This is a genomic window from Bacillus sp. N3378-2at, from assembly GCF_033412715.1.
GTDB classification, from domain to species: Bacteria; Bacillota; Bacilli; order Bacillales; family Bacillaceae; genus Bacillus; species Bacillus subtilis.
Map to the genome: position 1 here is coordinate 2,153,826 of NZ_CP117986.1, position 19,507 is coordinate 2,173,332.

Consider the following 19,507-nt stretch of genomic DNA (forward strand, 5'->3'; position numbering starts at 1 on the left):
TTTTTAAGTACAGCCGCCATTTGATCGTCTGATCTTTTTTGGGTAACACGTTTGAAGTTAGTCGTTTAGCCATGAAAAAAGAGTGATGACCATTCATCACTCTTCTCTCGATTACTCTTTTCCTTTCTTCCTGCCGAACGGCCACCAGTTTCCTTCTCCAAAGGTCGCAATGATTGCCGGGATGAAGAGCGGAAGTATAACAAGGCCGTAAAGCAAGAGCCCGATGATGATAACACTTGCCACCTGCATCAGTGTATTGACACCTGAAGGCATCATCGCCGCGAACGTACCGGCCAATATAATGGCAGCTGTAATAATGACAGATCCCATTTTGCTCATTGACCTGACGACACCTTGCTCAATGCCAAGGTGCACCTCTTCCTTAAATCGATCCAGCAAGAAGATCGAATAATCTACCCCTAACGCGATCAAGATGACAAAGCTGAAGAATGGCACTGCCCAGCTGACGCCGGCGTTTCCTAAGCCGTTTACAAAAATTAATTCTGTTATGGATATCGACGTATAGTACGTCAGCAGCAATGACGCGATCATATAAATCGGCATGATCATTGAGCGGAACAAAATGGTTAACACGATAAACAGGCCTATAATCATAATCACCATTGTTCTGGAGAAGTCCGTTGTGGATAGCTCTTTTAAGTCCGCATTCATACTCGTGACCCCGCCGTATACGATCTGTGCATCCTCCAAAGGAGTGCCGTCAACTTCGTTTGCGACCGCTTTTTTAATTTGGTTTATTGTCGCAATAGCTTGTTCTGAGTACGGATTTGAATCCAGAACGACACTTAATTGAACACCTTTGCCGTCTGCAAAGGAATACTGGTCAATTGACTTCTTAAAGTCTTTGTCCTTCATTACTTGACCAGGAATGAATATGCCTGTATCTCTTACAGTTGGACTTTTGCTCATGTCCTCTAACATATCACTGGAAGCTGTAATACCGTCAGAGACTTTCGTCAGGCCCTGATTTGCGCTCCTCACGCCTTCGGACAGCTTTTTTAGGCTTTCTGTCAGCGTTCCGGCTTGTGCCTGCTGGCCTGAGAGCTGTTGGTTCGCTTGTTCAAGGCCGGTTTGAATCTGGCCAAGCTGTCCGCTGATTGCCGTAAGCTGCTGCACGGTCTGTGCGGTATTGCCGGTTTGGGAAATCTGTTTGCTCACGAGCTGCAGCTGCTGATTGATTTTGCCCAAGCCATCTGCCGCATCGCCCAGTGAACCGCCAGACCCTCCATTTGAGGCCGAGCCGGTTTGCCCTGCCATTTGATTCAGTCCGTTTTCTATATCCGTTAATCCGCTTTGGACATCGGCAATCCCTTTTACTGTCTTATTCAGCCCGTCTGAAACCGATCCTAGCTGGTTATCAATATATAAATCTTTGATTTTTTCACCAGTCGGCTGCGTAATGGTCATAACAGAGTCAACATGATCAACTTTCTCGATCGCTTTGCTGATATTTCCTAGATAAGGGATTGTATCAGCTGTTGTAAGATCTTTGTCTCCTTTTACGACAACATTGATCGGGAACGCTTTTCCTTCCCCGAATCCATCCTTAATGGCCTCGAGAGCTTTTATAGATTTATAATCGTTGCTGATTTCCGCAGTTGAGTCGAATGAAATCTGGTCATCATAGGTCAAGATGAACGGAAGCGTAATCACCACCGTTATGACAATGAACAGAAACGGACGCGCAACGGAGTGTCTGCCGAGAAACGCCCATAGTTTGTTATCACTGTGTGACAGCACTTTCTTAGAAGGCCAGAATAATTTTTCACCCAGCGTCACCATAAATAATGGCAGCAGTGTGTAGAGGATGATCATTAAGATTCCCACACCGACTGCTACCCCTACTGCGGATTGGAAAATCGCAAACTTCGCAAATCCTAAGGCGGAAAATCCGATCAATACCGCAAATCCGCTGATAAATAAGGTTTTTCCCCCTGTACGGTAAGCGATAAGCGCCGCTTCTTTTTTATCATGCCCGTTTGCCAATTCTTCACGGAACCGTGTAAGAAGCAGTATGCAGTAATCTGTTCCAATGCCGAACAGGATCGCAACTAAGAAGGTTTGCGTAAACGTCGAGATAGGAAAATCAACATTGTATACAAGGATGCCCAGTATGGATTGACTGATCAGATAAGAAAAACCGACAACCACAATCGGGATAAAAGGCGTCACAACAGATCGGAACACGATCAACAGTAAACCGATGATCAGGCAGACTGTGATCACTTCCGTTTTCTTAAGCCCTTCCTCTGAGCTGTGAGCGAAATCCTGGTTGATAAGGGAAGCTCCCGTAATATAAGCCGTCAAATCATCAGGAACGATTTGATAAATCTCGTCCGCGATTTTTTCCGCCTTTTTATCAGAACCTGTAATCGTGACAGGCATGAGAACGGTTTTCTTGTCTTTCGACATCAACTGGTCTTTGACTTCTTTTTCCGCTGACAGAGGAGATGTTACCTCTTCTACACCGTCGATCTTTTTGATTTTATCAATCATTATCCGGAGCTGATTCTCTGTTTCTTTCTTTATAGCGTTGTCTAATGTAAAGACAACACTGATCGAATTATTGTCTTCTCCCGCTTGTTTTAAAATGGCGTTTGCCCTTTCTGAAACAGCATCAGCGGGAAGCTGGGCCTGCCCCTTTTGATTGGCCAGCTCCGTTAAGTTCGGAGAAAACAAACTCAAAACGACGGTAAGTGCTAATACTATGGCTGCAATTGCCCACTTGAATTTGATGATTGCTCTCATTCGGCAGAATCTCCTCCTTTAAATTTGCTTTTTAAAATGGTGAATATCTCGATAATGGAATGTAAGTGTTCCTCATCTATATCATCAATCAGCGGTTTGAGCGCGTTAAAGATGGCAGAATCTAATTCTTCTAGTATGTGTTCACCACTGGGTGTAATGTTAATAAGCTTAGAGCGCCTATCACTTTTTTCCGGACAGTCGTCCCATTGAACCAATCCCTTTTCGAGCAGCTTTTTCAGTCTGTTAGAGATCGCGCTCTTATGTACATTTTGGTACATGGCCAGGCTGCCGGGAGAGGTTGGGCCCTTGACTTTTAAAATTTTCAACAGGTCTGCCTGTTCCCTTGAGATATGCTTGAAGACATCCTGATTGATTTCACGATGCACAAATTCTGTCCCTTCAAGCAGGACTTCCACAAACAGGTTTATCGCCTGACATAGCTTTTGTTCATTCAATATCTTCCCCTCCTCATTATAGTTTACCCCGCTAAACTTTATGTTCAATGTCAATTAGTTTATTCCTCTAAACTATATATGTCAACAAATTTTATTTTCGAGCACTCTACATAAGAACTCATGTTCGTGTATAATGGAAGCTATACACACGAAAGGGGGAATTTTAACATGTCAGATTTTGCATTCAAATTGTATGAATATAACGTCTGGGCCAATCAACAAATATTCAACCGATTAAAAGAGCTTCCAAAAGAGGTATACCATCAAGAAATTCAAAGCGTGTTTCCGTCAATATCCCATGTATTGTCTCATGTTTATCTTTCTGATCTCGGCTGGATTGAAGTGTTTTCCGGCAAAACCTTGAGCGATGCGTTGGCTTTAGCTGAACAGCTTAAAGAACAGACAGAGGCTAAAGAAATAGAGGAAATGGAAGACCTTTTTCTGAGGTTATCCGAGCGCTATATACTATTTTTACAGCAAAAAGAACAGCTCAATAAGCCACTCCAGATTCAGAATCCCTCAAGCGGAATCATGAAAACAACTGTTTCCGAACTGCTTCCCCACGTTGTCAACCACGGGACATACCACCGCGGCAATATCACAGCAATGCTGCGGCAGGCAGGCTACGCATCCGCACCGACAGATTACGGGCTCTACCTGTTTATGAAAAAAACTGAAAAAGCATAAGAAAGCGGCTCCCTAAATGGAGCCGCTTTTTTCGGGAAATAGTCCAAATCACATTAAAATTCTTTTCATCAATCCTTTTTTAGTAAAAAAGATAGAAATTTTAGTGTTATAATAATCATTAAAAATAGATTGCTGACTCAATAAACAATTTTCAATGGAGGAACACATAAAGTGACAGACGACATGACGAAAGACAATATAAATCAGCAAACGTTGCAGAGAGGCTTGAAAAACAGGCATATCCAGCTCATCGCCATCGGCGGAGCCATTGGGACAGGCTTATTTCTCGGCTCTGGCAAATCGATTCATTTTGCCGGACCTTCGATTTTATTTGCTTATATGATCACAGGGATTATTTGCTTCTTAATTATGAGATCGCTGGGTGAACTGCTGTTATCAAACTTGAACTATCACTCTTTTGTGGACTTTGTACAAGACTACCTAGGCGATATGGCAGCATTTATCACCGGCTGGACATATTGGTTCTGCTGGATTTCCATTGCGATGGCTGATCTGACAGCAGTCGGGCTCTACACTCAATATTGGCTCCCGGGTGTGCCGCAATGGGTGCCCGGCTTAATCGCTCTAATTATTTTACTGATTATGAACCTGGCGACAGTCAAGCTATTTGGAGAATTAGAATTTTGGTTTGCTTTGATTAAAGTCATTGCCATTTTGGCGTTAATCGTCATTGGCCTTGTGATGATTTTCAAAGGCTTTTCCACAAGCTCAGGAGTGTCCAGCTTCACAAATCTCTGGAGCCACGGAGGCCTGTTCCCGAATGGCATGCACGGGTTTATCCTCTCGTTCCAGATGGTTGTGTTTGCTTTTGTCGGCATTGAGCTTGTCGGGCTTACAGCCGGTGAAACAGAAAACCCTGAAAAAGTAATCCCTAAGGCGATCAACAATATTCCTGTCCGTGTGCTGCTTTTTTATATCGGGGCTCTTCTCGTGATTATGAGCATCTATCCTTGGGATGTCATCAATCCCAGCGAAAGCCCATTCGTACAAGTATTTGTCGCTGTTGGCATCGTCGGGGCTGCAAGTATTATCAACTTTGTTGTATTGACTTCCGCTGCTTCAGCATGCAACAGCGCTGTATTCAGTACAAGCCGTATGGTCTATTCCCTGGCGAAAGATCACAATGCGCCTGAGTCAATGGCGAAACTGACTCAGCGTAAAGTGCCTAGAAATGCTTTATTCTTTTCAGCTATCGTGATTTTAATCGGTGTTACGTTAAACTACATCATGCCAGAAGGCGTATTCACCCTGATCACAAGTATTTCAACCGTATGCTTTATCTACATTTGGGGGATTACGGTCATCTGCCATATGAAATACCGCAAAACAAGACCTGAATTAGCGAAAACAAACAAGTTTAAGCTTCCGCTTTATCCGTTTACAAATTACCTGATTCTTGCGTTCCTGGCGTTTGTTCTGGTTGTGCTGGCACTGGCACAGGATACTCGTGTTTCCTTATTTGTCACACCGGTTTGGTTTATTTTGCTGATTGTGATTTATAAAGTGAGAAAAGCGAAGCATCAATAACACTCGAAACTCCTGCCTCAAAAATGAGAGCAGGAGTTTTTTTGATGAAAATGACCTTTGCTTTTGAATTTGAAGGTATGCTATAGTGTTTGTAATCAAAACAAGAAGGAATGATGGGTGGACAATGATTAACTAATCTTATTTTTACCGTTTGAAATCAATATTTCAAATCAAAAAATAGGATTAGTCTGCCCATTTTCTATATATACGACACTGCTATTTATAAAAAATAGCTTATTTGATCATGCATAGGCACGGCTAATCCTTCCAACACATTTGGGAGGATTTTTTTATTCTCCCTTTAAAGCGAGGGATATGGATGAAAGAGATTGTAACATTAACAAACGTTAGCTATGAAGTAAAGGATCAAACTGTTTTTAAACATGTAAACGCCAGTGTTCAGCAAGGAGATATCATTGGGATTACCGGAAAAAACGGCGCTGGGAAATCTACGCTGCTGCACCTCATTCACACTGACTTAGCCCCTTCACAGGGACAAATCCTTCGGAAGGATATAAAACTGGCTTTGGTTGAACAGGAAACCGCGGCGTATTCCTTTGCGGATCAGACACCTGCCGAAAAGAAGTTACTGGAGAAATGGCATGTGCCTCTTCGTGATTTTCATCAGTTAAGCGGCGGTGAAAAACTGAAAGCGCGGCTGGCGAAAGGACTATCAGAGGATGCAGATCTGCTGCTGTTAGATGAACCGACAAACCACCTTGATGAAAAAAGCTTGCAATTTCTCATCCAACATCTGAAACATTATAGCGGCACTGTGATTCTCGTTTCTCACGATCGATATTTTTTAGACGAAGCCGCAACAAAAATATGGTCGCTTGAGGATCAGACGCTGATTGAATTCAAAGGGAATTACTCCGGGTATATGAAGTTCCGGGAGAAGAAAAGACTCACCCAGCAGCGTGAATATGAAAAGCAGCAAAAAATGGTTGAACGGATTGAAGCACAAATGAATGGGCTCGCTTCTTGGTCGGAAAAAGCCCACGCCCAATCGACGAAAAAGGAAGGGTTTAAAGAATATCATAGGGTAAAAGCGAAGCGTACGGATGCCCAGATTAAATCCAAGCAGAAGCGGCTTGAAAAAGAGCTGGAAAAAGCAAAGGCGGAACCCGTTACCCCAGAATATACAGTCCGCTTTTCAATCGATACAACCCACAAAACAGGAAAACGTTTTTTAGAAGTTCAGAATGTAACAAAAGCGTTTGGAGAAAGGACCCTCTTTAAAAACGCAAACTTTACGATTCAGCACGGCGAAAAGGTTGCGATCATAGGCCCCAATGGCAGCGGAAAAACGACATTACTGAACATCATTCTGGGACAGGAAACAGCAGAAGGAAGTGTATGGGTGTCGCCGTCTGCAAACATCGGCTATTTAACGCAGGAGGTGTTTGATTTGCCTTTAGAACAAACACCGGAAGAGTTATTTGAGAATGAAACATTTAAAGCAAGAGGGCACGTTCAAAATCTGATGAGACACTTAGGTTTTACAGCTGCCCAATGGACTGAACCGATCAAGCATATGAGTATGGGTGAGCGTGTAAAGATCAAGCTGATGGCATATATTCTGGAGGAAAAAGACGTGCTGATTTTAGATGAGCCGACAAACCATCTCGACCTGCCTTCACGCGAACAGCTGGAAGAAACACTGTCACAATACAGCGGCACATTGCTGGCGGTATCACATGACCGATACTTTCTCGAAAAAACAACAAACAGTAAACTCGTCATCTCAAACAACGGCATCAAAAAGCAGTTAAATGACGCCGCTCCTTCTGAAAGAAATGAGCGGGAAGAGCTTCGGTTAAAGCTTGAGACAGAAAGACAAGAAGTGCTGGGAAAGCTCAGTTTTATGACGCCAAATGATAAAGGGTATAAGGAGCTTGATCAGGCTTTCAATGAGCTTACGAAACGAATAAAAGAGCTGGATCATCAAGACAAAAATGACTGAGGGAGAAAGTTCAAGCGGCATTGCAAAGGACAACAGCTGTTGTCCTTTTTCTTTATATTTTCAAGCCTTCCCATGACCTTAATGTTTCTAATGATGACTTATAGTACCCTGCCACTGCTTCCAGATAGGCATCTTGTGTTTGGGTAACGTAAGCGACTTTTCAGCATAGCTGTTTCCGCATACGTATATTGGTCAAGGCATAGCCCATCTTCTGATAAAGATAGACGGCTGTCTCGTTGTGTGCAAATACATGTAGAGCCAGCCTTTCCGCACCAAGCTCTCTTGCTCTTTCATCAAGCGTTTGAAGCGCCAATTGAGCAAGTCCTTTTCCGCGAAAGGCTTCATACAATCCAAAGGAATAGATAAACGCTTCCTTTTGCGGATGAAACGGATCAGCATACAGCCAGAGCCAGCCCATTCTTTCCCCTTGGTCATTTGTGATGTTCCAAAAATAATGATTGCTGCTGTCTCGCCCATTCGGAACCATGTTCTCATATGCCTGCTCCGATTTCTCAAGCGCCTCTTTTTCCGTCCAAGTTCCTGACGTTATGTTTTGTTTCGCATAATTTTGCACGGACATCCCGCGAAAGGCTTCGAACTCTTCCTCAGTCATGTCTTCCAAAGTGAATGCCATCCTGTATTCCTCCTTTATAAAAAAAGCCCAGCTGACACCGGACGAATAACGCAGAAATGGAGCTCTATTTTACTGATTCAGTTAATTCCTGGACTTTCTATTATTCGATAAGAAAAGGAGATTTCCTGCAAATGGGCTTGTTCTTAAACATTAGTGAAAAGCTTACGTGTAACTCCCCAGGATGATCATGATAGAAACAATCAAACAAATCATCGCTGGTATCGCCATGATGACCGATTGTCTTGCTCGAAACATATGCGCATGAATGGCTCCCGCCATGAGAACGACAAACAGAACACCTGCTCCAATTGCTGCATACCGATTCCAAATTCCCGCTGTCATAGCAAGTGCCCCGGCTATTTCAAGAATGCCAGTAACAGTCAGAAACCATAATGGATATTGATAATGCCGCCAATGCTCAACTTGAAAGGGAACGCGGCTTACCTTTATGATGCCTCCCGCAAGCATAAAAACTGCCAAACTGACTTTCATAATAATAGATATCATCTTACGTCATTCCCTTTCGGAAGCATCCCGTATATTAAAAGATTCACAACCTCTGCTGCGAGGCTTGCCGGATCTTTGATTCCGGTTAACAAAAATGAATCGGTTAAATGTTCAATCATGCCGATCAAACACTCAGCGACAGTTTCCATATCCAGCTCAGAGTGAAAATAGCCAAGCCGCTGTTCTGCTTTTAAGTTCTCTTTCAAAACCATCGCCAAGTCTTTTTTCATTTGTTTTGCTTCCGGGTTGAGAAAAAAGCCGATCTTGGTTAAATCCTTGTCCTCAGCTAAAAATTGAAAAACAGTCTCTACAGCTAGCAGTACCCGTTTTGACACATCCTCCGTGTTTAATCCGTTTTCCAGAAGAAGTGACTCTGTCAGCTTTCTGACCCGAGAGTGAAAATCGGTTATTAACTCGGCAAAGATGGCTTCTTTGCTTTGAAAGTACAGGTAAAATGAAGGCTGCGTGAACCCAGCTTTTTTCACAATTTCACTTACCTTCGCGTCATGGAATCCCCGAATCGAAAATTCATTAGCGGCAGCTTTGAGTAACCGTTTCCGGCTTTCTTCTCCTTTACGTCCTTTTTTACTTTTCAACGAGGACCACCCCCAAAAATAATACTCGCTAGTAATGTTACTAACGAGTATTATTTCATGGCATTAGCTTCATTGTCAATGATTTCAAACTGATCCTGTTTGCCAGCTTCCTTTATTAAAAGGTCTCATGCATTTCGAATAACTGAATCAATTCATTGATTCCTATATCAATGGCTTTTCATTCACTGATAATTGAGCATCACTCCGGGGCCAGATAGAGTTTTGCCCGTAAATGCAAGGAACAATTGGGTGCAGCGGCGCATAATGTACTGTACAGAAAGATGGAAGGGTGTGATGGGATGCCGTCTACAGTAATCAACCTATATTATTTGAAGATCAACAGTATTTCGGGCAATGGTTCAATTACAATAGGCGAAGCTGCTTATAACAGCCCTACCAACAATCAAAAATCTCAAGGGACCAACTCTTCTTTCGGTGATACCTCACCTACAGAATCGGTTATGGAAAACTTCTTAAACGATCCTGATGTAAATGATCAGACATCTATCGGCAACTCTGATACATCCAACGTTAATGCTCCTCCGATTGCACCACCGCCAATTTTAGATTAAAGGGGTTTCGTCTATGCCATATCAAATTAACATCGCAAATATTAAGATCAACGGCGTCACGCAAAACGGAAATATAGATGTCGGCCCGACTGTGCACAACAGCCATACTGCGAACAGCAAATATTTTGGAGCAAACTTTTCCTTAGGGGATCTTTCGCCTACGTCTTCACTTTTGAACACTGGAAATATTGATTCAGACGTTAGTGACCAAGACCAAATCGGAAACCCTTCTGCACCGATCGCAAATCAAATTTAAGGAGAATTTCATATGGATTTCGAAAAAATTCGAAAGTGGCTTGAGATTACGAATGAATATAAACAAAGTGACTTTTGGACAAATGTGCTCAAATATAAAGCCCCAGAACATTTTTTTGATTCCGAAGCTTCTACGTTTGTTTACGACTTTTATCAAGATGAAGAATATAATTTTATCATTGTGGAAATGCCCGGTGTGTATGAGGAAGAATTAACGATCCGTTTACTATCTAAAACCCAGCTGTTGATCAAAGGGACGATCACGCCTGTTTTTCCTGCCGAAATGGAAGTGATGCGTGAACGGTATTACGGAGAAATTGAGCGAATCATTCAGCTTCCCGAAGCCGCTGAATCTCATTTGTTACAGATTCAGCTGTTAAACGGGCTTCTGCACATTTCGTACCCAAGACAAATTGAAACCATTGCGTTCAATAAGGGGCTTTAAGATTGATTGTTCCTTCATTCCTTATCCATAGGGACTGATATATGGTCTTTATATTGATCCACATAAATATCTCCATTACCCAGCAGCACTGCGTACACGGTCTCTTTCACCTTTATGTCTCTTTTTCGCAATTCCTCCAAAAGCCAGGATTCCGTCAAACGATTCTGCTTTAAATTATTCTCAATGATTTCTCCGTCCATAATAAGCTCTATCGGAAGCCTGTGTTCTTGGTTTACCGCAATCATTAAATCCTGTTTGGTCACATGCCGGAATTGCGGTTTTCTTAACACAGTCAGCTGACCATTCGTTTCAAGAATGGCAAAAAGAACTTCTTCGATATTAAATATTTCTTTTTCCCGTAATTGCTGATTTAAATAATCAAGTGTGTAACGCATTTTCCTCATATTTGATTCAAGTATCTTCCCGTTTTGAATCAGCACTGTAGGATCTCCGGCAAAAAATTTCCTCAGCTTCCTGTTCTTTATCGACAGGAACGAAATTAGAAAAATGGTTAGCACAAAAATACTAAACGAAATGGCCATATTATGCGGTTTTATTGAAGTATTGTAAGCTAATCCGGCAGCAATCGCCCCTAGTGTGATCGCCGCAATAAAATCAAAAATCGTCATTTGAGAGATTGTCTGTTTGCCTAAAATTCGTTCTGCGATTAACAGCAAGCCAAAGCTGGCAACCGTTCTAATGACAACTTCAAGTTCAATCATGCTATGGCGCTCCCCGCTTCCCAGATTGTTTTGGCTAAAAACTCCTGCTGCTATCATTGTTTGGCTTAATATATCCATCTATACCAAAAATATTGTTCGGTTCAGGACAGAATGAACCGACTGCCTTTCGGATATATTAAATTGCGATTGGCCGGAAGAAAAGCCAATCCCATGACAAATCTAATTCATCATTGGTCAGGTGATAGCATGAATTTCACTTGGGAATCTCTAGTTCTCATTGTAGCCGGAGTCATTTTGCTGAGAATTTCAGGAATCGGAACTATTATCGTTCAGCCAATCATCGAGTACAGCCTCTTCAAAAATTGCGGCGGCAATTTTCACAATCACACTCATCGTTATAGAATGGATCCAAATGAGATCGAACTTCATTGAAAAGATGTTGACCGGAGAAGCAAAAGTTGTTATTGAAAACGGACAGCTTCATATCGAAAACTTAAAGAAGATGAGACTTACAGTTGATCAGCTTGAAATGCAGCTACGGCTTCACGGCGTTACGGGTATACAAGATGTCAAAATTGCGACATTAGAGGCAAACGGGCAATTAGGAATTGAATTGACTGATGACGCCAAGCCTTTAACAGTCAGGGATCTGAAAAAACTCATTCACCCCGATTTCATAAATAAGGACGGACAAGCCCAGTCTGGCAATCAGAATATTTTTGATGAAGTTGGCAAAAAAAATAAAAAAAACGTCCCTAAAAAGCTGCATTAACAAAAGGCGCTTGTGGCATTTTGCAGGTTTTTGTCTCTTACTGAAAGTTTTTGCCGTTTTGTTTAAGCAACTGCTGCTCACACACCATATTGTATAAACAGTCATAACGGAGAGGAGAGATGAATGATGAAATTCCCAGTTTATATTCATTCGATATCCGGGAACAGCGTTTTTAATAACGGATTTGCAGTTTCCATCAGCCCGTTCTCTGTGTCTAAAACAACAGAGGGTTCCGGTGGGAGTAATACAGGTTTGGTTTTTGAATCCAATACTTTAAGCCAAACAAGCTCCGCCAATCAAGCCCTACATGTTACAAATGCGGTCCAAGAGCTGCTTTCCAAGCTTTTAGCGTAAAAATAAGAAATTAACACTTCATGAGGTGCCGTATGGCTTTTCCAATTATTCACACAAACTTTTGGGATACTGTGATAGCTGTTCCAATCATCATATTGATAACCCAAATCCTCAAAATATTATTGAAAATCCCCAAAACTTTTGTACCGTCAGTTGCCTTAATAACAGGCCTTGTCATTTCTGTTTTCATAAGCCATCGACACAGCCTCTTTTCTGGCGTATTTATGGGCTGGTTTTATGGCTACGCTGCTATAGGCTCCTACTCATCATTAAAAACGACCATCTTATCCTTTAGGCAAACGAAAAACGATACATCAAATTCATAGATGACATATCACGATCTGCCGCCTCTTTATCAGGCGGCTTTATTTCTGCTGATAGGTTGATCATCTTCAAAAGAGACTCATTCACGCTATTATTTTTACCATTATGTTGATGCAATGATATAAAAACGCAATATCATAGAAGTAAATAGACTGCCAGCGTCCTCTATGACGGCTACTTCTGAGTGAAAGGAGTTTTTGAAGCATGCGATCTCAAATCAACATTTCAAATCTCACGATAAATGGAATGACACAAAACGCCAATACAGATATCGGACAAAACTTGCAAAACAGCCATACTGCGAACAGCAAAAATTACGGAGTGAATTTCACATTAGGAGATTACTCTCCTTCTCATTCAATTATTATTTCAGCAAGTTGTGATAATGATACAAGTGATCAAGGGCAGGTTGATAACCCTTCTTCGCCTAGTGAAGAATAAAAAAAGAACTCATTTGAGTTCTCAGGCTGTCGAGAAAATCTCGACAGCCTTTATTTTTCTTTAAAATATCCATTCTTCTGTAATAAAATAAAAGAAAGACTTAAAAGGACGGTGTCTTTCTCATGTTCCACACAAGAAACTCTTCTCAAAACACAGCCGAATTTGTTCTGCTTGACCAACTCGTTGAAGAGGATCACCTGCTTCGGAAAATTGATAAACACATAGACTTCTCTTTCATCATTGAAAAGGTGAAACCTTACTACAGTGAAAACAAAGGCCGCCCCTCACTTGATCCGCTTATTTTATTTAAAATGATGTTTATCGGATACCTCTATGGTATCCGTTCAGAAAGACAGCTTGAAAAAGAAATTTACTACAATATGGCGTACAGATGGTTTCTCGGATTGAACATAAACGACCCGGTTCCACACCACTCCACCATCAGCTGGAACAGACGCACACGCTTTAAAGATACAACCATCTTCCAAGACATTTTTGATGAGATCGTTCTTCAGGCCATCAATCATGACATGGTGGGCGGACGAGTCCTATTCACCGACTCCACACACCTTAAAGCCAATGCCAACAAGCATAAATACACAAGAAAAACAATTGCGCAGGATACCCAAAACTATATCAAGGATTTAAATGAAGCCATTCAAGAGGATCGGGAGGAACACGGAAAAAAACCATTAACAGCCAAAGAGGAGGTGAAAGCTGAAAAAGAGATCCGCCACAGTACAACCGATCCGGAAAGTGGCTATCTGTATCGTGAAAACAAACCAGAAGGTTTTTTCTATTTAGATCACCGCACAACAGATATGAAATACAACATTATCACCGATGCCTACGTCACACCTGGAAATGTCCATGATTCTGTGCCTTATCTTGACCGATTAGACCACCAAATCGCACGATTTGGTTTTCAAGTAGAAGCCGTCGCCCTTGATTCCGGATATTTAACGACTCCGATCTGTAAAGGATTATCTGACCGCCAAATCTTTGGTGTCATCGCACATAGACGTTATCACCCTATCCGAGGCTTGTTTCCAAAATGGAAATTTCATTATGACAGTGAACAAGACAGATACATTTGTCCAAATCACCAAACACTTACATACTCAACAACTGACCGAAAAGGCTACCGGTCATATAAATCAAATCCTGAAATATGTTCCTCATGCCCACTGCTTGAAAACTGTACAAAATCAAAGAATCGGCAGAAAGTGATTACTCGACATGTATGGGAAGATCATAAAGAAAAGGTCAGACAAAATCGCTTGTCTGTTTCAGGAAAAAACCTCTACAAAAAAAGAAAAGAAAAAATAGAGCGAAGCTTTGCAGATTCAAAACAGCTGCATGGGCTTCGCTATTGCAGGTTGAGGGGAAAACGAAATGTGAGTGAACAAGTTCTCCTCACAGCCGCATGCCAGAACATGAAGAAGATTGCCACATACCTAGCCAAGCAGGGCTAGGCATGTGGGAGCGCTTTTTCTGCATCTGAAACCTGATGAATATCTAAAGAAACTGTATAAAACAAAAAAGCTTGTAGAAAAAACGTCGTTTTCTCTACAAGCTGAGAACTCATTTGAGTTCTTTTTTTGCCTTATTTCTTTATTCACCTTCATATAATCGATAAACCCTTTTCAGCTTTTGTTCAAGCTGTTTAAAATGAACAAAACGGGCTTCTCTTAGAAACTCAGTCCCATCAATGAACAAAAGAAGCATAGGAACGGTGAAAACTGAAAATCTGCCAGCGACCTCTGCTACATCGTCAGCATTGATATGCCCCAATTTGATGTTTGGAAACTGATCCAATACTATTCTGAGCTGGGGCAGGACTGCGTGACATACTGTACAGGCAGGCCTTGATATATAAATAAAACTGAATTTGTGCTGTTTGATAAAATTATCTATAGAATCTAATGAATGTAATTCTGTCATCTCTTTCATCCATTTACTCCTTCAAATAGGTCTGTCTTTTATAACCAAGCTCATCAATACGTATCATTCACTATACTGATTTATATTTATGATATCCGCTTTTTTACTTTGCAGAGTACCTGCAAGCTTGCCGAAAATGTCAAAATAAAAGAACAGTTACTGACAAGCAGCAACTGTTCTTACATACTTTCGTATTAAAAATGCAAAGCGTAAGCTCCTGAACCGATGAGTGCAACCCCTATGGAAACTGCAATGAGCACCAGGTTATATTCAAAACCTCCGGCGCCATTCGCAAAACCTTTCGCTCCATGGACTTTTACGATAGCACCTAACATGATGATCGTTATGATAGCAGCTCCAAGCGGGAGGAATACGCCTAAAATAAATAGAATTCCGCTTACTAACTCCCCAAGACCTGATAGAGCGGCCGCAACGTTTCCTGGTTTCACCCCAATTGATTCGAACCATTGTCCGGTTCCTTTAATCCCGTATCCGCCAAACCAGCCGAATAATTTTTGTGTGCCATAAAACAAAAACACTACACCAATCATTATACGAATAAGCAACAGTCCTGCATCTTCCATTTGTATCTCTCCTCATCTTTGATTTTATCTGATTCTTTGCTGACAGTATCCAGCAATCATCAATTGAATATATGTTTCTTTATTTTTTATGTGTCAAATCAATCTAACTCTCTTACTTCAAACGGCAGCAGCCCTTGTTCAATTTGTGTGCGATGCGGTTCATATTGTACAGGCAGCATCAGTTTTTCGCCCATTGTATCCTGTGTTTCATCATGTGCAAAGCCAGGGGGATCAGTTGCGATTTCAAACAGGATTTCCCCATGTTCCCTGAAGTAAATGGCATTAAAGTAGTTTCTATCCCGAACAGGAGTTACACCATATCCATGGGAAGCAATATATCTTTGCCAATCTAACTGATCTTCATCATCGTTAGCCCGCCAAGCGATGTGATGCACCGTTCCGGCCCCCATTTGCCCGCGGCCAATAGGCGTTAACTTAAGGTCAATCACATTTCCGATATCACCGGCGGAACGATAACGAACGAAGTCTCCTTCTTTGCCGACTCGTTCCAGCCCCATGATGTTTTCTAAAAGCTCAGCGGTTTTGTCAGGCTGCGCTGATAATAGGGTTGCACCCCCAAAACCTTTAATGGCAACATCGGGCGTTACATCTCCGAAAGTCCACGTATTAGCCTCTCCTTCTTCTCTTTCCACGATTTCTAAGTGCAGTCCATGAGGATCATCAAATTCTACATATTGTTCCCCAAAGCGCTCGATTTTGGTGTAGGGAACGTTGAACTTTTCTAGTCTCTTTTCCCAAAATGCCATAGCCCCTTTCGGCACGACATACGAAGTCACGCCAACTTGACCGTCTCCAATGACGCCTTGGCGGGCTCCGGCCCACGGAAAGAAGGTAATGATTGTTCCCGGCTTCCCGCCTTCATTCCCAAAATAAAGATGATACGTACCTGGGTCATCAAAATTGACAGTTTGCTTGACCAAACGAAGCCCAAGCACTCCTGCGTAGAAATCTGTGTTCTCTTGAGGGTGACCGACAATCGCTGTAATATGATGAATTCCCATCGTTTTTTTCGCCATTTTTATCCGCTCCTTTTACATATACTCAACAAACTCATTCACAGGCTTCCGGTAGCCGCGCGGTCTTCTGCTCTCTGTTTTTTCTTTTCCAATCGTAATCATCATGACAACCTCAAATTGGTCGTCTATGTTCAAAATCCGTTTTACGGCTTCCGCATCAAAGCCGATCATCGGGCAGGTATCCCAGCCTTTTTCCTTAGCACTCAGCATAAACATCATCGCAGAAAGTGAAGCATTCCTTATCGCCTCATCTCTCTTAAATTGTTCTCCCCTGTTTTCATAAAACGAAACGGTGTCTTGCACCATGTGGTCATACTCTTGCTTATTTAATATCCCCAATACCTTTAAACCTTCATAGATATCAGCCGCTTGTTGATATGCCTGCTTATCCCCTAATACCAAGAGAACCGCAGAAGAGCTAACCACTTTATATTGTCCATTTGCGGCCTGCTTCAGCTTTTCCTTTACGTCCTGGTCAAGAACCGCCACATATTTTGTATGCTGCAAATTAAAAGCCGATGGCGCCAATGCAACCAAATCAAACATCTCATTGAGGTCTTCTTTTGTGATTGGATGACCTGAAAGAAAATTGCTTGCAGATCGTCTTTCATTGACTAACTGTATAAATTCAGCCATTACGATACACTCCCTTTTATCTCGAATTCGAGATATTTTATTATAAAAAATCCATATTGAATATTGTGTAAAAGAAATGACAACGGATTGAACACTTAGAGATGCGCTTGATCGCTGATCTTTCCGACCAAATATCTCAAATTAAAATATCTTGAATATGAGATAATAGTAAAATACAGATCTTCTCATGTCAATAGGTTTTTGAAAATTAGGTGGAAATTTTTCACTGACGGCAGCATTTTAATAGCGAATCATCACTGTTGTTACATAAGAACTCATTTGTTTGCTGTATGACCTTTTTAGCATAGCTCCAACTTTTTTTCTGTCACCTTATTTATTAGTAAACAGGAAACAACGTTGCTATAGACCCACTCGAAATTGAATTGGTATGATAAACAAAGTGATTACACAGGAAAGGATACGGAGAGCGTATATAGAGCACTCCTATTTTTTTGTGCAGTTTTATAGGAGGAAAAAATGGCAAGTGAAAGAGAACAAATAAGCAGAAAAGTTGCTTTGATAGCATTGATCGCCAATCTCATCTTAATGGCAGGAAAGGTCTTTTTTGGGCTGGTAGGCGATAGTGAAGCCGTGTTTGCAGACGGAATACATTCCGCGGCAGATGTCGTTGCTTCGATTGCAGTCTTGGCAGTGATCGGAATTTCCAATAAACCGCCCGATCAAGACCATCCTTTTGGTCACGGAAAAGCTGAAGTCATTAGTGAGGCGATTGTAGGAATTATCTTAGTGATCGTATCCGTTTATATCCTCATAGAAGCGATTCTGTCCTTTGTTAAAGGGCCAAGCGTTCCCCAATACAGCGCATTGTTTGCGGCTCTGATTTCGTACGTGGCTAAGGAAATCTTATATCGTTATTCTATAAAGCAAGGGGAAAAATGGAACAGCAAAGCGATTATAGCGATTGCGTACGATCATAAAGGCGATATCGTTGCCTCTCTTGCCGCTTTTATCGGCGTCCTGTTGGCTATCATCGGGAACACCCGCGGATGGCCCTATCTGTTGTACGCCGATGCCATTGCCAGTGCAATCGTTGCTTACCTCATTTTTAAGATTTCAATGGAATTAATCAGGCCGTCTGTTGATGTGCTCATGGAAAAGAGTGTTGATCCCGAGCTGATAGAGGAATATAAAGCTGTTATTTTTCAATGTGATCAAGTAAAACGAATTGATAGAATCCGCGCGCGAGAACATGGCCACTATAAATTGCTTGATGTCCGTTTATCTTTGGATCATGATTTGACAATTAAGCAGGGACACGACATCGCCCGCGAAATTCGAAATGAAATCAAAAGACAGTTTTCAGATGTAGAAGAAGTGCTCATCCATGTAAATCCTTATTTCGAAGAATGAAAAGCTCCTTTTTAGAAGGAGTTTTTTCTTTTTGCTGCAAACTTTACCTTTAGAACTCGCCCGTACTATATAATGTGGATGTATATAATCATAGGGACAGAAAGGTTGTTAGAATGAAGGAATTTTTTTCGATTGGAGAAGTGTCAAAGTTATTCAATGTGAAAATCTCTGCTCTTCGGTATTATGATGAAATCGGCCTTTTGAAACCGGAATATAAAGATGAGCAAACGAACTATAGGTATTATTCTACCCAACAGTTTGAGCGGCTTGATACCATCAAGTATTTGAGGGCCCTAGGCCTGCCAATCAATAAGCTTCTTGATTTTTATAACTCTCAAAATACAAACACTCTTCTTCATTTACTAAAAAGCCAGCAGGCTGAAATTGATCGCAAAAAGAAAGAATTGGAACGCATCGAACGAAAGATCTCCCGACGCATCACACATATAGAAGATGCCGTTAACATGCCGTTACATCAAATTTCAAAAATCAAACTTCCCGCAATGCGTGTGGCTTACTTGCAGCATGAATATGTTCTCGGCCATGATATCGAACATTCGTTAGCTGAATTGAGAACCCACCTGAATGTAAACGAAGATATATTCATAGGCAAGATCGGTTTATCCATTTCTGCAGCAAATGTGAAAGCAAAACAGTTTGACAAATATTCCAGTATATTTATGATTCTTGAAGATGAAAATGAAAAAACTTCTTCAGAAATCATCTTTCCTTCAAGAGAATATCTGCAAATTAGGTTTAAAGGGTCACATCCAGAAGCCGAACCATACTACAAAAAATTACTGGCATATATGAAAGAACATCATTATGAGGTAGCAGGGGACTCAATTGAAATCACACTCATTGATTATGGCATTACGAATAACCTAGATAATTACGTGACTGAAATCCTGCTGCCCATTAAATAAT

22 protein-coding genes and 1 pseudogene are annotated in these 19,507 nt (G+C 41.5%); 13 read left to right on the forward strand and 10 right to left on the reverse strand.

What is annotated here, in order from left to right:
* Positions 1-111: 111 nt before the first annotated feature.
* Together PUN35_RS11645 and PUN35_RS11650 are read right to left on the reverse strand one after the other, a co-directional pair.
* The gene (locus PUN35_RS11645; protein WP_014478998.1) at positions 112-2,769 is read right to left on the reverse strand and encodes an MMPL family transporter; all 2,658 of its coding nucleotides are present in this window, start codon (positions 2,767-2,769) and stop codon (positions 112-114) included.
* Positions 2,766-3,224, reverse strand: coding sequence for a MarR family transcriptional regulator (locus PUN35_RS11650; protein WP_003242874.1), 459 nt, complete (start codon positions 3,222-3,224; stop codon positions 2,766-2,768). Before PUN35_RS11650 ends, PUN35_RS11645 begins: the two co-directional genes overlap by 4 nt.
* A gap of 168 nt (positions 3,225-3,392) precedes the next feature.
* On the opposite strand from PUN35_RS11650, the gene dinB reads away from it, so the two are divergent.
* From dinB to vmlR, 3 genes are all read left to right on the forward strand, one after another.
* The gene (gene dinB, locus PUN35_RS11655; protein ID WP_014478997.1) at positions 3,393-3,911 is read left to right on the forward strand and encodes a damage-inducible protein DinB; all 519 of its coding nucleotides are present in this window, start codon (positions 3,393-3,395) and stop codon (positions 3,909-3,911) included.
* Between the two features lie 171 nt (positions 3,912-4,082).
* The gene (locus PUN35_RS11660; RefSeq protein ID WP_014475969.1) at positions 4,083-5,459 is read left to right on the forward strand and encodes an amino acid permease; all 1,377 of its coding nucleotides are present in this window, start codon (positions 4,083-4,085) and stop codon (positions 5,457-5,459) included.
* 319 nt (positions 5,460-5,778) lie between these two features.
* A complete protein-coding gene (gene vmlR, locus PUN35_RS11665; protein ID WP_014478996.1) occupies positions 5,779-7,425 on the forward strand; it encodes an ABC-F type ribosomal protection protein VmlR in 1,647 nt (548 codons plus the stop codon).
* A gap of 160 nt (positions 7,426-7,585) precedes the next feature.
* Here vmlR and PUN35_RS11670 read toward each other — a convergent pair whose 3' ends face one another.
* From PUN35_RS11670 to PUN35_RS11680, 3 genes are all read right to left on the reverse strand, one after another.
* Positions 7,586-8,059, reverse strand: a complete 474-nt coding sequence (locus tag PUN35_RS11670; RefSeq protein WP_014478995.1) for a GNAT family N-acetyltransferase — start codon at positions 8,057-8,059, stop codon at positions 7,586-7,588.
* Between the two features lie 162 nt (positions 8,060-8,221).
* Positions 8,222-8,566 (reverse strand): DoxX family protein, encoded by a 345-nt coding sequence (locus tag PUN35_RS11675; protein ID WP_033882278.1) that lies wholly within the window; start codon positions 8,564-8,566, stop codon positions 8,222-8,224.
* Positions 8,563-9,162, reverse strand: coding sequence for a TetR/AcrR family transcriptional regulator (locus PUN35_RS11680; protein ID WP_014478993.1), 600 nt, complete (start codon positions 9,160-9,162; stop codon positions 8,563-8,565). Before PUN35_RS11680 ends, PUN35_RS11675 begins: the two co-directional genes overlap by 4 nt.
* A gap of 299 nt (positions 9,163-9,461) precedes the next feature.
* On the opposite strand from PUN35_RS11680, the gene PUN35_RS11685 reads away from it, so the two are divergent.
* From PUN35_RS11685 to cotP, 3 genes are read left to right on the forward strand one after another with little or no spacing between them, the layout of a single operon-like run.
* The gene (locus PUN35_RS11685) at positions 9,462-9,734 is read left to right on the forward strand and encodes a spore germination protein (RefSeq protein ID WP_003243854.1); all 273 of its coding nucleotides are present in this window, start codon (positions 9,462-9,464) and stop codon (positions 9,732-9,734) included.
* A 13-nt stretch (positions 9,735-9,747) separates the two neighbouring features.
* Positions 9,748-9,990 (forward strand): spore germination protein, encoded by a 243-nt coding sequence (locus tag PUN35_RS11690; protein WP_014478992.1) that lies wholly within the window; start codon positions 9,748-9,750, stop codon positions 9,988-9,990.
* 12 nt (positions 9,991-10,002) lie between these two features.
* A complete protein-coding gene (cotP, locus tag PUN35_RS11695) occupies positions 10,003-10,434 on the forward strand; it encodes a spore coat protein CotP (RefSeq protein WP_014478991.1) in 432 nt (143 codons plus the stop codon).
* Between the two features lie 14 nt (positions 10,435-10,448).
* Here the strand turns inward: cotP and PUN35_RS11700 are convergent, their stop codons facing one another.
* Positions 10,449-11,156 (reverse strand): DUF421 domain-containing protein, encoded by a 708-nt coding sequence (locus PUN35_RS11700; protein WP_014478990.1) that lies wholly within the window; start codon positions 11,154-11,156, stop codon positions 10,449-10,451.
* Between the two features lie 207 nt (positions 11,157-11,363).
* On the opposite strand from PUN35_RS11700, the pseudogene PUN35_RS11705 reads away from it, so the two are divergent.
* From PUN35_RS11705 to PUN35_RS11725, 5 genes and pseudogenes are all read left to right on the forward strand, one after another.
* Positions 11,364-11,889 (forward strand): annotated as a pseudogene (locus PUN35_RS11705) (DUF421 domain-containing protein).
* Between the two features lie 123 nt (positions 11,890-12,012).
* Positions 12,013-12,243 (forward strand): spore germination protein, encoded by a 231-nt coding sequence (locus PUN35_RS11710; RefSeq protein WP_014478987.1) that lies wholly within the window; start codon positions 12,013-12,015, stop codon positions 12,241-12,243.
* 32 nt (positions 12,244-12,275) lie between these two features.
* Positions 12,276-12,569 (forward strand): hypothetical protein, encoded by a 294-nt coding sequence (locus PUN35_RS11715; protein ID WP_072592585.1) that lies wholly within the window; start codon positions 12,276-12,278, stop codon positions 12,567-12,569.
* A 202-nt stretch (positions 12,570-12,771) separates the two neighbouring features.
* Positions 12,772-13,008, forward strand: coding sequence for a spore germination protein (locus tag PUN35_RS11720; protein ID WP_003244342.1), 237 nt, complete (start codon positions 12,772-12,774; stop codon positions 13,006-13,008).
* Positions 13,009-13,130: 122 nt separating this feature from the next.
* Positions 13,131-14,483 (forward strand): IS1182 family transposase, encoded by a 1,353-nt coding sequence (locus PUN35_RS11725; protein WP_014478984.1) that lies wholly within the window; start codon positions 13,131-13,133, stop codon positions 14,481-14,483.
* Positions 14,484-14,622: 139 nt separating this feature from the next.
* Here PUN35_RS11725 and PUN35_RS11730 read toward each other — a convergent pair whose 3' ends face one another.
* From PUN35_RS11730 to PUN35_RS11745, 4 genes are all read right to left on the reverse strand, one after another.
* Complete coding sequence (locus PUN35_RS11730) at positions 14,623-14,961, reverse strand: thioredoxin family protein (RefSeq protein WP_014478982.1); 339 nt, start codon at positions 14,959-14,961, stop codon at positions 14,623-14,625.
* Between the two features lie 185 nt (positions 14,962-15,146).
* Complete coding sequence (locus tag PUN35_RS11735; protein WP_003234169.1) at positions 15,147-15,536, reverse strand: DoxX family protein; 390 nt, start codon at positions 15,534-15,536, stop codon at positions 15,147-15,149.
* 98 nt (positions 15,537-15,634) lie between these two features.
* The gene (locus PUN35_RS11740) at positions 15,635-16,573 is read right to left on the reverse strand and encodes a ring-cleaving dioxygenase (RefSeq protein ID WP_014478981.1); all 939 of its coding nucleotides are present in this window, start codon (positions 16,571-16,573) and stop codon (positions 15,635-15,637) included.
* 15 nt (positions 16,574-16,588) lie between these two features.
* Positions 16,589-17,209: a nitroreductase family protein gene (locus PUN35_RS11745; RefSeq protein WP_014478980.1), complete on the reverse strand. Its 621-nt coding sequence runs from the start codon at positions 17,207-17,209 to the stop codon at positions 16,589-16,591.
* Positions 17,210-17,686: 477 nt separating this feature from the next.
* Here PUN35_RS11745 and mneP point away from each other — a divergent pair, with 477 nt between their 5' ends.
* Positions 17,687-18,580: a manganese transporter MneP gene (mneP, locus tag PUN35_RS11750; protein ID WP_014478979.1), complete on the forward strand. Its 894-nt coding sequence runs from the start codon at positions 17,687-17,689 to the stop codon at positions 18,578-18,580.
* A 113-nt stretch (positions 18,581-18,693) separates the two neighbouring features.
* A complete protein-coding gene (locus tag PUN35_RS11755) occupies positions 18,694-19,506 on the forward strand; it encodes a MerR family transcriptional regulator (RefSeq protein WP_003234177.1) in 813 nt (270 codons plus the stop codon).
* Position 19,507: the final 1 nt, after the last annotated feature.

What these genes read in the sequence shown, in the direction of transcription:
- dinB (WP_014478997.1), top strand. Translation starts at nt 3,393, where the DNA reads ATGTCAGATTTTGCATTCAAATTGTATGAATATAACGTCTGGGCCAAT.
- PUN35_RS11720 (WP_003244342.1), top strand. Translation starts at nt 12,772, where the DNA reads ATGCGATCTCAAATCAACATTTCAAATCTCACGATAAATGGAATGACA.
- PUN35_RS11725 (WP_014478984.1), top strand. Translation starts at nt 13,131, where the DNA reads ATGTTCCACACAAGAAACTCTTCTCAAAACACAGCCGAATTTGTTCTG.
- PUN35_RS11735 (WP_003234169.1), bottom strand. Translation starts at nt 15,536, where the DNA reads ATGGAAGATGCAGGACTGTTGCTTATTCGTATAATGATTGGTGTAGTG.
- PUN35_RS11730 (WP_014478982.1), bottom strand. Translation starts at nt 14,961, where the DNA reads ATGAAAGAGATGACAGAATTACATTCATTAGATTCTATAGATAATTTT.
- cotP (WP_014478991.1), top strand. Translation starts at nt 10,003, where the DNA reads ATGGATTTCGAAAAAATTCGAAAGTGGCTTGAGATTACGAATGAATAT.
- PUN35_RS11715 (WP_072592585.1), top strand. Translation starts at nt 12,276, where the DNA reads ATGGCTTTTCCAATTATTCACACAAACTTTTGGGATACTGTGATAGCT.
- PUN35_RS11740 (WP_014478981.1), bottom strand. Translation starts at nt 16,573, where the DNA reads ATGGCGAAAAAAACGATGGGAATTCATCATATTACAGCGATTGTCGGT.
- PUN35_RS11670 (WP_014478995.1), bottom strand. Translation starts at nt 8,059, where the DNA reads ATGGCATTCACTTTGGAAGACATGACTGAGGAAGAGTTCGAAGCCTTT.
- PUN35_RS11710 (WP_014478987.1), top strand. Translation starts at nt 12,013, where the DNA reads ATGATGAAATTCCCAGTTTATATTCATTCGATATCCGGGAACAGCGTT.
- vmlR (WP_014478996.1), top strand. Translation starts at nt 5,779, where the DNA reads ATGAAAGAGATTGTAACATTAACAAACGTTAGCTATGAAGTAAAGGAT.
- PUN35_RS11645 (WP_014478998.1), bottom strand. Translation starts at nt 2,769, where the DNA reads ATGAGAGCAATCATCAAATTCAAGTGGGCAATTGCAGCCATAGTATTA.
- PUN35_RS11690 (WP_014478992.1), top strand. Translation starts at nt 9,748, where the DNA reads ATGCCATATCAAATTAACATCGCAAATATTAAGATCAACGGCGTCACG.
- PUN35_RS11700 (WP_014478990.1), bottom strand. Translation starts at nt 11,156, where the DNA reads ATGATTGAACTTGAAGTTGTCATTAGAACGGTTGCCAGCTTTGGCTTG.
- PUN35_RS11675 (WP_033882278.1), bottom strand. Translation starts at nt 8,566, where the DNA reads ATGATATCTATTATTATGAAAGTCAGTTTGGCAGTTTTTATGCTTGCG.
- PUN35_RS11745 (WP_014478980.1), bottom strand. Translation starts at nt 17,209, where the DNA reads ATGGCTGAATTTATACAGTTAGTCAATGAAAGACGATCTGCAAGCAAT.
- PUN35_RS11685 (WP_003243854.1), top strand. Translation starts at nt 9,462, where the DNA reads ATGCCGTCTACAGTAATCAACCTATATTATTTGAAGATCAACAGTATT.
- mneP (WP_014478979.1), top strand. Translation starts at nt 17,687, where the DNA reads ATGGCAAGTGAAAGAGAACAAATAAGCAGAAAAGTTGCTTTGATAGCA.
- PUN35_RS11755 (WP_003234177.1), top strand. Translation starts at nt 18,694, where the DNA reads ATGAAGGAATTTTTTTCGATTGGAGAAGTGTCAAAGTTATTCAATGTG.